Raw genomic sequence first — 13219 nt, forward strand, 5'->3', positions numbered from 1 at the left:
TGAAGGCTGTGAGTTGTTGCAGCCCTCGCGTATAATCCCGCGTTCGTTATGGTTCAAACCGGTTCCTTCGCGACGTGAATCTGTGAACTCCGCCAGGCCCGGAAGGGAGCAACGGTAGCAGGCTAGCGGGCGCCGAAGTGCGGCTGGTTTGGGCCACCCCAATTTGGAGTGAAGTATGTCGCGTCAAAATTTTAGTTCGGGTTCTGCCTGGGAGCCGATTATTGGTTATTCACGCGCTGTTAAAGCCGGTGATTATTTGCATGTGTCGGGTACCACCGCAACCGGCCCTGACGGTAAATTAGTTGGCATTGGTGATCTGGGTGCGCAAACACGTCAATGTTTATTGAATATTCAAACAGCGATGGAAAAAGCGGGCGTAAGCTTGTCTCAAGTCGTACGAACGCGCATTTATTTGACTGATATTAGTCAATGGGAAGCGGCCGGTCGTGCACATGGTGAATTTTTCGGCGAGATTCGTCCCGCAACGGCCATGGTTGAGGTTAGTCGCTTGATTGATGCTGATATGTTGGTGGAAATTGAGTTAGACGCCTATTTAGGTTGAGCATAGATATAATGACCTTCTTTAGGACGCATTGAGTCACCCATGTCATATCAGGTATTAGCTCGCAAGTGGCGACCCAAAATCTTTGCCGATATGGTAGGGCAGGAGCACGTCTTACGGGCATTGATTAATGCCTTAGATCAGCAACGTTTGCATCAAGCTTATTTATTTACGGGTACACGAGGTGTTGGTAAAACCACCATTGCGCGTATTTTAGCCAAAGCACTGAATTGCGAAGCAGGCGTTAGTTCCGTACCTTGTGGTGTTTGCTCCGCATGTCGTGAAATTGATGAAGGTCGGTTTATTGATTTAATTGAAATTGATGCTGCCTCGCGCACCAAAGTCGAAGACACACGCGAAATTTTGGATAACGTCCAATATTCTCCTACACGCGGTCGTTATAAAGTTTATTTGATCGACGAAGTTCACATGTTATCTACGCACAGCTTTAATGCTTTGTTGAAAACATTAGAAGAACCACCGCCACATGTAAAATTTTTATTAGCGACAACCGATCCGCAAAATTTGCCAGCCACTATTTTGTCGCGTTGTTTACAATTTAGTTTGAAGCGCATGCCGATTGAGCAAATTGTGCAACAGTTAAATAAAATTCTCGGCCACGAAAATATTCAGTGTGAAACAGCGGCTGCACACTATATTGCTAAAGCCGCCGATGGCTCAATGCGTGATGCCTTGAGTTTGTTGGATCAAGCGATTGCCTATGGTCAAGGTGCAGTAACCGCAGACGATGTCATCGCGATGTTAGGTTTGGTTGCACGTGATCATGTCTATGGTTTGTTAGATAGTTTAGTGGCCGCAAATGCCTCTGACCTGTTGGCACGAGTGGCGAAGTTAAATGAAAATGCGCCTGACTATGCGGTGGTGTTAGATGAATTGGCATTAGTGCTACAACAAGTTGCGATTGCGCAATTTGCTCCGGATGCGATTGATCCGGAAATGGTTGATGAAACGCGCGTGCGCGCCCTAGCCGCTAATTTGTCGAAAGAAGATGTGCAACTGTATTATCAAATTGCTTTGATGGGTAAGCGCGATTTAAATCTCTCGGCCGATTTTCGGCGTGGTTTTGAAATGACGTTGTTACGGATGCTGGCGTTTCGTCCCGCCGATGCTGAGCTTGTCGTAAAAAAAAAGTTAACTGAAACAACTGTTCGCGAAATACCCAAACCTTTGCCACTGGCGGCGACACCCACATCAACGCCGGTTATAGCTGTACCCATCGCGCCTCCTATTATTAATGCTGCTCCTGTTATTAATCCTATTGCGATGAGTGAACCAGAACCACCATTACCGGCGATTGAGTGGACACAGCTAGCGCCATTGTTGGGTTTGCGCGGATTTTTGTCTGAGCTGGCTTTGAATAGTCAATTGCAAGAACAAAAAAATGATATCTGGTTGTTGGCGTTGTCACCCGCGTATGCGCAATTAAATACCAAAGAAAATATTGAAAAACTCGCTCATTCAGTGAGTCAATATTTAGCACGCGCTATTAAATTAAATGTAGTACTGGCAAAACCCACTGAAGAAACGCCCGCGATGGCAGCGCAACGCAGTATTGATGCGCGTCAACAGCAAGCCGTTGAGCAGTTGTCAAACGATCCAGTAGTGCAAGGTTTGCAAGAAAAATTTGGTGCGCGTTTACAAGTCGATAGCGTTAAACCCTTAGATAGTTAACAGTTTAATAAAGGAGTCATTATGAAAGGTGGTATTGGTAATTTGATGCAAGCTGCACAAAAAATGCAGGAACAAATGAAAAAAACCCAAGCGGAATTGGCGAATGTAGAAGTAGAAGGCCAAGCGGGTGGTGGTTTAGTTAAAGTAGTTGTGACCTGCGCTAACGAAGTACGTCGTGTGGTGTTGGATGCTAGCGCTATCACGAGTGCGGCGGATGATAAAGAGTTGTTAGAAGATTTAATTGCGGCTGCTGTTAATGATGCACTTAGTAAAGCACAAGCGACATCGCAGCAAAAAATGTCAGGCTTGACAGCAGGTTTGAACTTGCCTGCTGGCATGAAACTGCCATTTTAAATTTGTAGCTGTTGATGAATTATTCACCCTTACTAGAAAAACTGATTCAAGCTTTGCGGGTCCTGCCTGGCGTAGGACAAAAATCAGCGCAGCGTATGGCGTTCCATTTGTTGGAGCGCGATCGTGACGGCGCACGTCAATTAGCGAATGCTTTGCAGGAAGCTATGGATGGCATTGGTCACTGTGAAATTTGTCGAACCTTCAGTGAAGTTGCGACGTGTAGTATTTGTGCTGATCGGCGGCGTGATCATTCAGTTTTATGTGTAGTAGAAACGCCGGCGGATGTGTTGGCCTTGGAACAAGTGGCAGGTTATAACGGTTTGTATTTTGTTTTGATGGGACGTTTGTCGCCTTTAGACGGCGTCGGGCCGAGTGCACTAGGCTTAGATAAATTACAAATGCGTTTGGCGCAAGGCGAAGTGCGTGAAGTTATTTTAGCAACCGGTGCTACTGTAGAAGGTGAAGCGACTGCGCATTATGTTGCAGATGTGTGCCGCGAAAATAAAGTGCGCGTGACGCGGATTGCGCACGGCGTGCCGTTAGGTGGTGAATTAGAATTTGTCGATGGTGGTACCTTGTCGCATGCATTTAAGGCGCGAACCTTATTGTAATGCTAAAAACGCATGCCATTCTGCTGCGAGTTTTATATTCATTACCGTATCGTTGGCTTAGGAGATTTTTTATGAATACTGAACAAGACACTATTTTTGATAAAATTATTCGCCGTGAAATTCCCGCCGATATTGTTTATGAAGATGTTGATGTATTAGCGTTTAAAGATGTAGCACCTAAAGCGCCGATACATATTCTCATAATTCCCAAAAAACGAATTCCGACAATTAATGATATTAAAGTGGAAGATGCTACTTTGTTGGGTAAATTATTTCTGACGGCCCAAAAAATTGCCGCAGAACAAGGTATAAGTGAAAGTGGTTATAGAGTAGTCATGAATTGTAATGCCGATGCAGGTCAAACCGTGTTCCATATTCATTTGCATCTATTAGGTGGGCGTCAGTTAGCATGGCCGCCGGGTTAAGTATCTCGATTAAATATCAGGGGTTTTGATTTTCTTTGATTAAAGCGCAGTAGTGCTCCCAACGCGTCATTGAAATATTTCCTTGCTTGACAGCAGTTTGTACGCCGCAGCCGGGTTCATTAATATGTCGACAATTATTAAACCGGCACGGTTCTGTCACATTATTAAATTCAATAAATGCTTGGCGTATTTGTTCAGCCGTAAGATGTCCGACAGAAAACTCACGAACACCAGGCGAATCAATAATTTCGCCATTGCAGTCAGGGCTGGCGGCCACATGATAAAGCGTAGTAGTGGTGGTTGTGTGATTGCCAAGACCTGCGGTTGAAATGGCTTTGGTTTGTATATCGCGATCGGGCAATAAATAATTAATGAGTGATGACTTTCCAACGCCCGATTGTCCTACTAAAATACTGGTGTTGTTATTTAAGTGCTGTAGTAAATCGTTTACGCCGTTCGGTTTTTTAGTATTCGTGTAAATAACAGGATAACCCAGCTCGGTATATTCTTTTGTTAGCAGCGCAATATTTTCAGGTCTTGCTAAATCATCTTTGTTAAATACCAAAATCGATTTCATCTGATGCGTATGCGCATAAATAAGATAGGTGTTAATGAGTAAATGACTAGGTGCAGGTTGGCTGGCCGCGACAATAATAAGTTGATCTATGTTAGCGGCGATAGGTTTGAGTTGATGTCGGCGATCTAGTCTTGCCAGTTCGCCGCGCCTTGCTAAACGCGCAGTGATAACGTGAGTGCCGTCGTGTTGTTGCTCGAATTCTACCCAGTCGCCGCAGATAATGAGTCCAAAGCTGCGTTTAGTTTTGCACATTATTAATTGTGCTTCGTGCGTTTCTATCAGCAGATTATTGCCATGACTAGTTATGACGCGTGCGCGCGTGGTCATCGATGACTGGTGCAACAAAGGATTAATGAGAAGAGGGATTTCTGGAGGAATCACGAAAATCATTCACTAACATGACGAGCGTGTCATCTGCTTCAATTTCTGGATCAGCATTTACACTCGCGTCGTCTACAAGCGTGCGAATGGGTGTGTTGAATTCCGCTTTTAAAATGGCAATACGTTCTTCGGGTGGAATAATTAATGTGTCCATTAATCCAGGATTTTCGGATTCTGCTGGCGCAGTAGATACAGGCATTAAATCTGCAGCTGATAAAATCATTGTGCGATTTAATAATGCATCTAGCTCATCGTTTAATTCTTCGTTTAAGGTGTCGTCATTGTTCAAGGTCTCATCATTGTCATCGGTTTCCATGATGGGTTCTATTTCGGATGGCGCAGCGGGTACGACTACGGGTGCAGCAGCCGGCGTATTTTTTTTCGTTTTAGCTGCAGGTGTTATAGGCAGTGGCGCTGGGGTGGGCGCAGGCGGCGACGCTAAAGAAGCTTCGCGTGATTCATTCGGTGGAATAACCAGCGTTTTTATAAAGTCATCGACCGCATTAGTCGTTGCGGGCGAGGGTTTTTTAGGCGTTTGTGCATCTAAAATTACCGGCGCCATCACTAAGGTTGGTTCAGCTTTAGAATCTTCGGCAGTGTTGTCTAGCGTATTTTCCAATACATCTTGCGGCGCAGTCACTTTAGCTGTCGGATGCGTCGGTTCATTTGCCGGTGATTGATGGCGTGGAATTAAACTTTGCTGATCTTCCCAACGATTGTTGTTAATACGTCCGACAATATTGGATGACGCATTCTTGTTTTCCGTGTTGTTGCGGGTTTGTTCTAATAAATTGGTTTCTGATGTGAGTAGTTTCTTATGCAGTGACGTCACATTGCTGACGAGATTTGCCATATTGTTTTTAGCATTAATAGCGCTACTTAAATCAGGAAATGCGCTCGCTTGAATAATAGGCTCAGCGTGTTTTATAGGCGCGACGGGTTTAGCGGTAACCGCTGCTTTAGTCGGCGCCGCGATGGTTGGTTTGTTGTTTATGGACGGCGATTTCTTTTCAATGCGCGCAATGCTTTCAGCTGCTTTGGATAATTCATCAATCGCATGCAATAACTTGTCGGGAATGATTTTAGGTGCAGCAGCAGTGAGCGGCTTATTATCTTCGTCTGGCGCTAAAATAGCGCGGGTGATGTCTTCAACAGGTTTCGCTGAAACCGACATTAATTCTGCTGCTGGCAATGTTACCGTCGTTTCTGCAGTCATCGCCGTGTCCACCGCAGGCATGATGATGGTATGCGGAATAGTTTTGGCAGTAGGTTCTTCTATTGCTAAAGGTGGCGGCGCAATTTCAATTTCTTCTGTTTCGAGTTCTTCTGCTTCTACTACCGAGTTATGTAAATCTGTGGGTAAGGCATAGGTTTCAGATTCTTGATACGGGGCTGCCGCTTCTAGCGTGATGGATTCTGCTACTTCACCAAAATAGGGTGGTGGGTTTATATAAGTGCTGGGTGGCGTAATTAAATTGGAATCTTCAAACGGCCAATTTAATTCTAGAGATGTCGTGTTATCTAATTTCGGCAAGGTGCGTTCATTCGCGTCCACGCGATCAGCGCGTAATGCATCCATATTTTCGAACTGTACATAACCACTAGACGTGACGATGGGTGCGGGAGCCCAGTTAGATGTAATGTCGTCTAACAAACTAGGATCTAATAATGGCGATGAGTCATGGGATTTCGTTGTTGAATGTGCCCGCGAATTGTTGTTGACAGTGAATGCGCCGCTAATATTATTTAGGAAATCGCTATTTAAATCAGTGTAAGGTTTTGCGCCCCATAATTCACCGCCACGAGGTTTTTCGCGCGGCAAAGGTTCATCTTCATAAATAGGACGAGCAAACAATGGATGTGTTGCACGCGTGACCTGATCGTCTTCATTGTCTGTGTTTGATTGTTGACGAGTAGCGGCTGCATTTTGGGCGAAGCTCGAGGTGCTTAAGTCGGGCGTATCTAAGACGAGATTACCGTGTGCTTCACCGTAATGTTGGCTGGCGGTAACGTCAACTTTTGCGGCGCAAATAAAATCATTTAAGCTCAAGCCATTAATATCGTGCGTGCTAAAACGAATCGTGCAGCGATCGAATTGGGTGCTAATGTCGGGATGATGATCTTCGCGATTAGCGATCCAGGCGACGGCATTTACGAATTCGATAGTTTCGTGAAAACTTTTAAAATGAAAAGTGCGCTGAATGTGGGTGTGTTCGTTATCAACTTCCCAATCAGTGTGGAGTTTTTGCATGAGACTGCGCGCAACGGCCGCGCTTAAAGGTCGCGTGCCTTTACGAATGGGTTCGCAGTGATGGGCTGTCAACTTACTCATTACCGACAATCTCCAGAAATTCCGTTTGTTTGGTTCGGTTGTGGTGGAGCTCCTGTTGAGATACTCCTTTTTCATCGAGTCAGCTGCTAAGATGCCTTGGCAAGAGAAAATCAGTTTTGCCTAAAAGGGTGCTGCTGAGCGCTTTAACACCGTTAGCAAAAAAGCATGAGTTTCAATAAAATCCTAGACTTAGCTAAACCTTTTAAAGTTTAGTCCACGTTTTGTCAAAAGGCACGCGTTAATTATGAGCAAAAACCCCGAGAATTTAATCTGGATTGATTTGGAAATGACGGGGTTAGATACGCAACTCGATTTCATCATTGAGATTGCGACTATCGTGACGGATAAAGAATTGAATATTTTGGCGGAAGGCCCGATGTTGGCGATTCATCAAAGCGATGCGGTATTAGCCGGCATGGATGCGTGGAATACTCGTCAACATAATCAGTCGGGTTTGGTGACGCGGATAGTCAGTAGTCACATTAATGAGGCACTGGCCGAACAACAAACGCTAGCTTTTTTGGCGGATTATGTGGGTAAAGGTTTGTCGCCTATGTGTGGCAACAGCATTTGCCAAGATCGGCGTTTCTTGGCGCGCGTGATGCCGAGTTTGGAAAGTTATTTTAGTTATCGCAACTTAGATGTGAGCACCATCAAAGAGTTAACGAAACGCTGGGCACCGACGGTGTCTGCGGGTTTTGAGAAAAAAGGCAGTCATTTGGCGCTGGATGATATTCGAGAATCTATTGAAGAATTGCGTTATTACCGTCAGCAGGTCTTCAAGATTTAGTTTCAATCGGCAGGTCGTCACGGTTGCCCCAATCTGACCATGCGCCGGGATAGCCTTTCACTTGCGGATATCCCATCGCTTCTAATAAAACACACAGCAAAGCCGAGCGTTGATGGCTTTGACAATAACTCACAATCGTTTGCTGAGGATTAATTCCGGTCGCTTCAAATAAACGATGTAACAATTCTGGCGATTTAAAACGTCCGCTGTTATCAGGATCTTTGGTCAGCAGCCAATTGAGATTTAAGGCGTTGGGAATATGACCGCCGTGTGCGCTGCGCACATCTTCACCGCGATATTCGGCGGGTGTGCGTGCATCAATAATACAAAGCGCGGGATTGGCAGAATTCGCCTGTATCCATGTTGCATCGACCATGGACTCACTCTTTAACGCCGTTTTAAAAGTAACCGCTGCTCGTGAGATCGCGAGCTGAGTGTTGATAGGCAGGCGCAGATGATGCCAAGCATTAAATCCACCGTCTAACATCGCGACGTGTTGTGCTCCGATAGCGCGTGTGGTCCAAACAAAACGTCCAGCAGCGGGTCCACCTTGATCGTCATACACCACCACCGAGCTGCTTTCGCTAATGCCAATATTACCTAAGTGCAGGGCGAGCTCATTGGGTGCGGGTAACAAACCAACACGTGGAGCATCATTGCGATTGAGCAGGCTGGCATCAAACCAAATAGCGTTGGGTAAATGATTTTCTATATACGCGCGACGTTCGCGGATGTCGATGATGATGAAATCGCTTAAGTGCGTATGTAAAACTTCAGGGCTGATGATAAAAGCGGGATTAAAGGTCACGAATCAATATCCAATGGATCGATGCTGTGCTTCAAGCGAACTTCCGTGAGCGTCGTTTTGATCGCGGGCGTAAGAATAGTCGGCGTTGCTTGTGCCAACGTCTCAGGATAGTCCAACGTGGTATGTAAACCGCGACTTTCTTTGCGTTGCAATGCGCAACGTACAATTAAATCGGCGACCGTAGCCAGGTTACGTAATTCTAGAAAATCGTTACTGACCCGGAAATTCCAGTAGTAATCATTAATTTCGCGCATTAATAATTTAATTCGATTAGCTGCACGTTGTAAGCGTTTATCCGTGCGGACGATGCCAACATAATTCCACATGGTTTGGCGTAACTCATGCCAATTGTGGAGCACCACGACTTCTTCATCCGAATCAGCGACTTGTGATTCATCCCATGCGGGTAAAGACATGGGAGCCGGCGTATGCGGTAGTTGTAATTGAATATCTTGCGCAGCAGCGTGTGCAAACACCATGCATTCGAGTAAGGAATTGCTCGCTAAACGATTCGCGCCATGCAAGCCCGTGCACGCAGTTTCGCCTAAGGCATACAAACCTGGAATATCGGTGCGACCATTGTGATCCACGACCACGCCGCCGCAGGTGTAATGCGCAGCGGGAACTACTGGAATAGGTTCGCGCGTCATGTCGTAACCGTATTCTAAAATACGTTCATAAATATTCGGGAAATGACTACGAATAAAAGCCGCAGGTTTGTGGCTGATGTCGAGGTATACGCACTCTAAACCCTGACGTTTCATTTCGTGATCGATGGCGCGCGCGACGATATCACGTGGCGCTAATTCCCCGCGTTCATCGAATTTCGTCATGAAGCGCGTGCCATCGGGTAATAACAAGCGACCACCTTCACCACGTACCGCTTCGGAAATTAAAAACGATTTGGCATTCGGATGAAACAGACAGGTGGGATGAAATTGCATGAATTCCATATTGGCCACACGGCAGCCCGCGCGCCACGCCATCGCAATGCCATCACCCGTAGCGCCATCTGGATTTGAGGTGTAGAGATACACTTTACTGGCGCCACCGGTCGCTAATATTACAAATTGACTGGCTAAACATTCGACGCGGCCTGTATCTAAATTGAGCACATAGGCACCTAAACAACGCGGTGTGCTTAAACCTAGCTTGTGGCCGGTGATGATATCGATAGCGATTCGGCGTTCTAAAATCGTGATATTGGGATGCGCGCGCGCATGATTTTCTAAGGTGCTATGCAGGGCTTTACCGGTTGCATCATCGGCGTGAATAACGCGTCGATAATTATGGCCGCCTTCGCGTGTCAGATGGAAACCGGCGGTACCGTCTTCGTATGATTCACGGGTGAAAGGCATGCCGAGACTTTCTAGCCAGCGCACCATGTTAGGCGCATTTTCTACGACGAAGCGCACCGTTGCCGGATCGCATAAACCTGCGCCTGCCTCTAAAGTGTCGGTAATATGATCGGTAAAATGATCTTCGGGATCGAGTACGGCTGAAATACCGCCTTGCGCATAATAAGTGCTACTGCTGTGCCGATCGCCTTTTGCAATAATGGTCACTTGAGCGCGCTCAGCCAGTTGCAACGCCAAGGTAAGACCCGCAGCGCCGGCGCCAATAATAAGAATTTGTTGGGAATGTTGATCAGTCATTACTTACACTCAACACGATAGATGTATATTGTGGCACAAGAAACTAGCGGGAGCTAAAAGGAACTAATAAGTCAGCTAGCAGTCTTTACGCTACAAGGTCTTGAATGCTCCGGGGCCGCTTTTAAAGGAAGTGTTATGGCTACAAAGTCGCTTTCTACTGCACAGGTCGTTACAATCCGACCTACTATCAAACTTGATATGCCACCTCAATCAGAATTTTTCCTGCATGACACATCGGCACGACCACCTTCTAGATTTACTGCTGCTAAACAATTGTTGGCATTCCATATGCCAGCACCCAGCACGGCAGTTGTAATGAAAGATACCGCAGTAAGCGCATCGGCGGATGTTGATTTAGAATTAGTTAAGCGCGTGCAACGCGGTGATAAAAATGCATTTAATTTATTGATGCAAAAATATCAACATAAAATTGCAAAATTAATAGGTCGTTATATTCGTGATCCGCATGAAGCTCAAGATGTTACTCAAGAAGCATTTATCAAAGCGTATCGAGGCTTAAAAAATTTCCGTGGTGAAAGTGCTTTTTATACGTGGATGTATCGCATCGCAATTAACACCGCAAAAAATTATTTAATTTCTTTGGGGCGCAAGACTCCGCATTACGGTGTGGATGCTGAAGATGCAGAACAATTTGAGGGTGTTTCGGCGTTGAAAAATTATGATACACCCGAGCATTTATTGTTAACTGAAGAAATCAAAACGACGGTAGAGCAAACTATTAATAGTTTGCCGGCTGAATTAAAAACGGCCATTATCTTGCGTGAATTAGAAGGTATGAGTTACGAAGAAATTGCCGAAGCAATGGATTGTCCTATTGGCACAGTGCGTTCGCGTATTTTCCGAGCCCGTGAAGCGATTGATGTAAATTTAAAACCGCTGATCATGTCAGGTACTCGAGGTTAATAATGATAGTGAATGTGATGATAAACTTAAGTAGCGAGAATTTTTTATGATAGATGACAAATATGAATCGATATCTTGTTTGATGGATGGTCATACACCTGAAGCGTCGGAGCACGCGGAGTTTGATACTCAAACAACCTTGTCTTTGTTAAAAAATGATGCTGAAAGTCGCGCGCGTTGGTCACGATATCATTTAATTGGCGCGTGCTTGCGTGATGAAGTGTCCGTAGGGGCGAATATTAATATTGCTGATCGCGTGATGGCCGCATTAGAAAATGAACCGACAGTGATTGCGCCGCATGCAATGTCATTGCCCAAAAAAATTACTCGAAAATTATTCAAGCCCTTAGTAGGCGCTGCTATTGCAGCTTCAGCGGCTTTTGTTACGTTGGTGAGCGTGCAATTAATGCAACAACAAAATCTCAGCGATTCTAATGCCACGTGGTATGCGGATGCGGCATCAGCTACTGATATTAAAACTTTATTATCAGTAAATAAAAACATAACGACACCACCTGTGTTAAGTACGGTTGAAGATGAATATCTAATGGATCATATGGCACATTCGGCAGCAGGTCGGATGCAAGGTGTTTCGCCGTACGTTCGTTTGGCGGGTTATGAAAGTCAATAAATTTTATATGGCACATTTTGTTTTATGGTTGTCGTTGTTATGTATGCCGCTTGCGTGGTCGGCAGAGCCTCCCGCTGAAGCTAATTCATCTTATGGCTTAGTGAAAAGCATGACAGAAGCAATGCGGGATAAAAATTATTCTGGGACGTTTATTTATCGGCACGCTGATAAATTAGAAACGCTTAAAATTACGCATCGCAGAACCTCGCAAGGCGTCAATGAAAAATTGGTGGCTTTAAGTGGCGAGCCGCGCGAAATTTTGCGCGATGAAAAAGGTGTGATTTGTGTTTGGCCAAAAAATCGAGTGGTGGTTGTAGATAAAAATCAATCAAAAAGTCAGTTTCCTGGCTTGGTGCCTGACAATATCGATCGAGTGAGAGAGTATTATCGTTTTGAGTTAGGTGGCGCTGATCGCATCGCTGATCGGAATTGTAAAATCGTCAATATTGTTTCTAAAGATCAGTTTCGGTTTAGTTATCGTTTGTGGATCGATGCGAATGAACATTTATTAGTGAAGTCGCAACTTTTAGATGACGATAAAGTAATTGAAGAAGTTATTTTCACGCAATTAGATCGACACGATAAATTGCCGGATAGCATTTTTGAATCGCAGTATGCGAGTGAAGATTTTAAGCGCCATGAATTAAAAGGCGCAGACAGCAGTCCAGTGTTGGGCGAAAGTCTTTGGCAGTTTAAACAACTACCTGCAGGTTTTGCTATTTCAGTGCATCAGCAGCGCGTGCGTAAACAAGATAATGCACTTATTGAGCACATGGTCTTGTCTGACGGGCTTGCGGCGGTATCCGTTTTTGTTAGTCCAGCGGGCATGCGACAACATTTGCCAGCGGGCAGTGGTAAACGCGGCGCGATTAATAGCTACAGCACGGAAGTAGATAAACATACGGTCACTGTTATGGGTGAAGTACCCGCAGTGACAGTACGGTATATCGCGGAAGGCGTTAAAATGAATGAGCAGCATCGACCTTGATATGTACCCGCTTCACTATTGATGAATTCGTGATTTAGACTTTACTGTTGTTAATACGCGATTTTTCGTAGATTAACTGCCCTCGCCGATACATATCGCTATAATTCGCCGTGCGGCCCCTGCGTTGCCTCGTTATTTTCCAAGGATTTTTAGTCGATGACCGTTCCGGTATTACGTCTTTATACTCGTCATGAATGCCCTCCTTGTGAGGAGATGAAACAACAGTTACGTGCGATAGAAAGCGAATTTGGCTTTAAATTAGAAGTACATGATGTTGATGGGCAGCCACGTATGGCGGAACAATATGGCCGTTATGTGCCGGTATTGTTATGGGGCCAAACGGTTATTTGTTACCACCGTCTTGATATTGATGCATTAGCGCGTGCGTTGACCCCTTTGCAAGACGACTAATTGTCACGAGCTCTCGCTCGGATTCCAGTATAATGTCGTCCTTTCGCCACTCCCTTTATGGATGGCGTGTGATGTCGG

Annotated in this window: 14 protein-coding genes and 1 other RNA gene; 11 read left to right on the forward strand and 4 right to left on the reverse strand. The window is 45.3% G+C overall.

Annotation, left to right across the window (positions count from 1 at the left end; translation table 11 throughout):
• The first annotated feature begins 56 nt into the window (after nucleotides 1-56).
• The 6 genes from ffs to H0W44_07600 all read left to right on the forward strand — a co-directional run bounded on the left by ffs (nucleotide 57) and on the right by H0W44_07600 (nucleotide 3644).
• Nucleotides 57-152: signal recognition particle sRNA small type (ffs, locus tag H0W44_07575), an RNA gene on the forward strand.
• A gap of 23 nt (nucleotides 153-175) precedes the next feature.
• Nucleotides 176-562 carry a RidA family protein gene (locus H0W44_07580; GenBank protein ID MBA3582296.1) on the forward strand — a complete coding sequence of 129 codons (387 nt, stop codon included), beginning with the start codon at nucleotides 176-178 and terminating at the stop codon, nucleotides 560-562.
• Between the two features lie 42 nt (nucleotides 563-604).
• Nucleotides 605-2254, forward strand: coding sequence for a DNA polymerase III subunit gamma/tau (gene dnaX / locus H0W44_07585; protein ID MBA3582297.1), 1650 nt, complete (start codon nucleotides 605-607; stop codon nucleotides 2252-2254).
• An 18-nt stretch (nucleotides 2255-2272) separates the two neighbouring features.
• Nucleotides 2273-2608, forward strand: a complete 336-nt coding sequence (locus tag H0W44_07590; GenBank protein MBA3582298.1) for a YbaB/EbfC family nucleoid-associated protein — start codon at nucleotides 2273-2275, stop codon at nucleotides 2606-2608.
• Between the two features lie 14 nt (nucleotides 2609-2622).
• The gene (gene recR, locus H0W44_07595) at nucleotides 2623-3219 is read left to right on the forward strand and encodes a recombination protein RecR (GenBank protein MBA3582299.1); all 597 of its coding nucleotides are present in this window, start codon (nucleotides 2623-2625) and stop codon (nucleotides 3217-3219) included.
• Nucleotides 3220-3290: 71 nt separating this feature from the next.
• Nucleotides 3291-3644, forward strand: a complete 354-nt coding sequence (locus H0W44_07600) for a histidine triad nucleotide-binding protein (protein ID MBA3582300.1) — start codon at nucleotides 3291-3293, stop codon at nucleotides 3642-3644.
• Nucleotides 3645-3660: 16 nt separating this feature from the next.
• On the opposite strand, the gene rsgA is transcribed toward H0W44_07600, so the two are convergent.
• Complete coding sequence (rsgA, locus tag H0W44_07605) at nucleotides 3661-4548, reverse strand: ribosome small subunit-dependent GTPase A (GenBank protein ID MBA3582301.1); 888 nt, start codon at nucleotides 4546-4548, stop codon at nucleotides 3661-3663.
• 22 nt (nucleotides 4549-4570) lie between these two features.
• A complete protein-coding gene (locus H0W44_07610; GenBank protein ID MBA3582302.1) occupies nucleotides 4571-6934 on the reverse strand; it encodes a 4a-hydroxytetrahydrobiopterin dehydratase in 2364 nt (787 codons plus the stop codon).
• A 244-nt stretch (nucleotides 6935-7178) separates the two neighbouring features.
• On the opposite strand from H0W44_07610, the gene orn reads away from it, so the two are divergent.
• Nucleotides 7179-7724: an oligoribonuclease gene (orn, locus tag H0W44_07615; GenBank protein MBA3582303.1), complete on the forward strand. Its 546-nt coding sequence runs from the start codon at nucleotides 7179-7181 to the stop codon at nucleotides 7722-7724.
• Here orn and H0W44_07620 read toward each other — a convergent pair.
• Entirely contained in the window at nucleotides 7714-8532 is an 819-nt protein-coding gene (locus H0W44_07620; protein MBA3582304.1) for a sulfurtransferase, read from the reverse strand. The two genes, orn and H0W44_07620, sit on opposite strands and share 11 nt — an antisense overlap.
• Complete coding sequence (gene nadB / locus H0W44_07625) at nucleotides 8529-10187, reverse strand: L-aspartate oxidase (GenBank protein MBA3582305.1); 1659 nt, start codon at nucleotides 10185-10187, stop codon at nucleotides 8529-8531. Before nadB ends, H0W44_07620 begins: the two co-directional genes overlap by 4 nt.
• 315 nt (nucleotides 10188-10502) lie before the next feature.
• On the opposite strand from nadB, the gene rpoE reads away from it, so the two are divergent.
• The 4 genes from rpoE (at nucleotide 10503) to H0W44_07645 (ending at nucleotide 13141) form a co-directional block, all read left to right on the forward strand.
• Nucleotides 10503-11111 carry an RNA polymerase sigma factor RpoE gene (gene rpoE / locus H0W44_07630; protein MBA3582306.1) on the forward strand — a complete coding sequence of 203 codons (609 nt, stop codon included), beginning with the start codon at nucleotides 10503-10505 and terminating at the stop codon, nucleotides 11109-11111.
• Between the two features lie 46 nt (nucleotides 11112-11157).
• Nucleotides 11158-11742 (forward strand): sigma-E factor negative regulatory protein, encoded by a 585-nt coding sequence (locus H0W44_07635; GenBank protein ID MBA3582307.1) that lies wholly within the window; start codon nucleotides 11158-11160, stop codon nucleotides 11740-11742.
• On the forward strand, nucleotides 11729-12730 hold the full coding sequence (locus H0W44_07640; protein ID MBA3582308.1) for a MucB/RseB C-terminal domain-containing protein: 1002 nt from the start codon (nucleotides 11729-11731) through the stop codon (nucleotides 12728-12730). Before H0W44_07635 ends, H0W44_07640 begins: the two co-directional genes overlap by 14 nt.
• Before the next feature lie 156 nt (nucleotides 12731-12886).
• Nucleotides 12887-13141 (forward strand): glutaredoxin family protein, encoded by a 255-nt coding sequence (locus tag H0W44_07645; protein ID MBA3582309.1) that lies wholly within the window; start codon nucleotides 12887-12889, stop codon nucleotides 13139-13141.
• The last annotated feature ends 78 nt before the right edge of the window (nucleotides 13142-13219 follow it).

The sequence above is a fragment of the Gammaproteobacteria bacterium genome (assembly GCA_013817245.1).
Lineage (GTDB): Bacteria > Pseudomonadota > Gammaproteobacteria > HTCC5015 > HTCC5015 > JACDDA01.

Excerpts from the sequence above, each read along its gene's own strand:
- H0W44_07640 (MBA3582308.1), top strand. The coding sequence starts at position 11,729 with ATGAAAGTCAATAAATTTTATATGGCACATTTTGTTTTATGGTTGTCG.
- rsgA (MBA3582301.1), bottom strand. The coding sequence starts at position 4,548 with ATGACCACGCGCGCACGCGTCATAACTAGTCATGGCAATAATCTGCTG.
- H0W44_07580 (MBA3582296.1), top strand. The coding sequence starts at position 176 with ATGTCGCGTCAAAATTTTAGTTCGGGTTCTGCCTGGGAGCCGATTATT.
- orn (MBA3582303.1), top strand. The coding sequence starts at position 7,179 with ATGAGCAAAAACCCCGAGAATTTAATCTGGATTGATTTGGAAATGACG.
- recR (MBA3582299.1), top strand. The coding sequence starts at position 2,623 with ATGAATTATTCACCCTTACTAGAAAAACTGATTCAAGCTTTGCGGGTC.
- dnaX (MBA3582297.1), top strand. The coding sequence starts at position 605 with ATGTCATATCAGGTATTAGCTCGCAAGTGGCGACCCAAAATCTTTGCC.
- H0W44_07610 (MBA3582302.1), bottom strand. The coding sequence starts at position 6,934 with ATGAGTAAGTTGACAGCCCATCACTGCGAACCCATTCGTAAAGGCACG.
- rpoE (MBA3582306.1), top strand. The coding sequence starts at position 10,503 with ATGAAAGATACCGCAGTAAGCGCATCGGCGGATGTTGATTTAGAATTA.
- H0W44_07600 (MBA3582300.1), top strand. The coding sequence starts at position 3,291 with ATGAATACTGAACAAGACACTATTTTTGATAAAATTATTCGCCGTGAA.
- nadB (MBA3582305.1), bottom strand. The coding sequence starts at position 10,187 with ATGACTGATCAACATTCCCAACAAATTCTTATTATTGGCGCCGGCGCT.
- H0W44_07635 (MBA3582307.1), top strand. The coding sequence starts at position 11,158 with ATGATAGATGACAAATATGAATCGATATCTTGTTTGATGGATGGTCAT.
- H0W44_07645 (MBA3582309.1), top strand. The coding sequence starts at position 12,887 with ATGACCGTTCCGGTATTACGTCTTTATACTCGTCATGAATGCCCTCCT.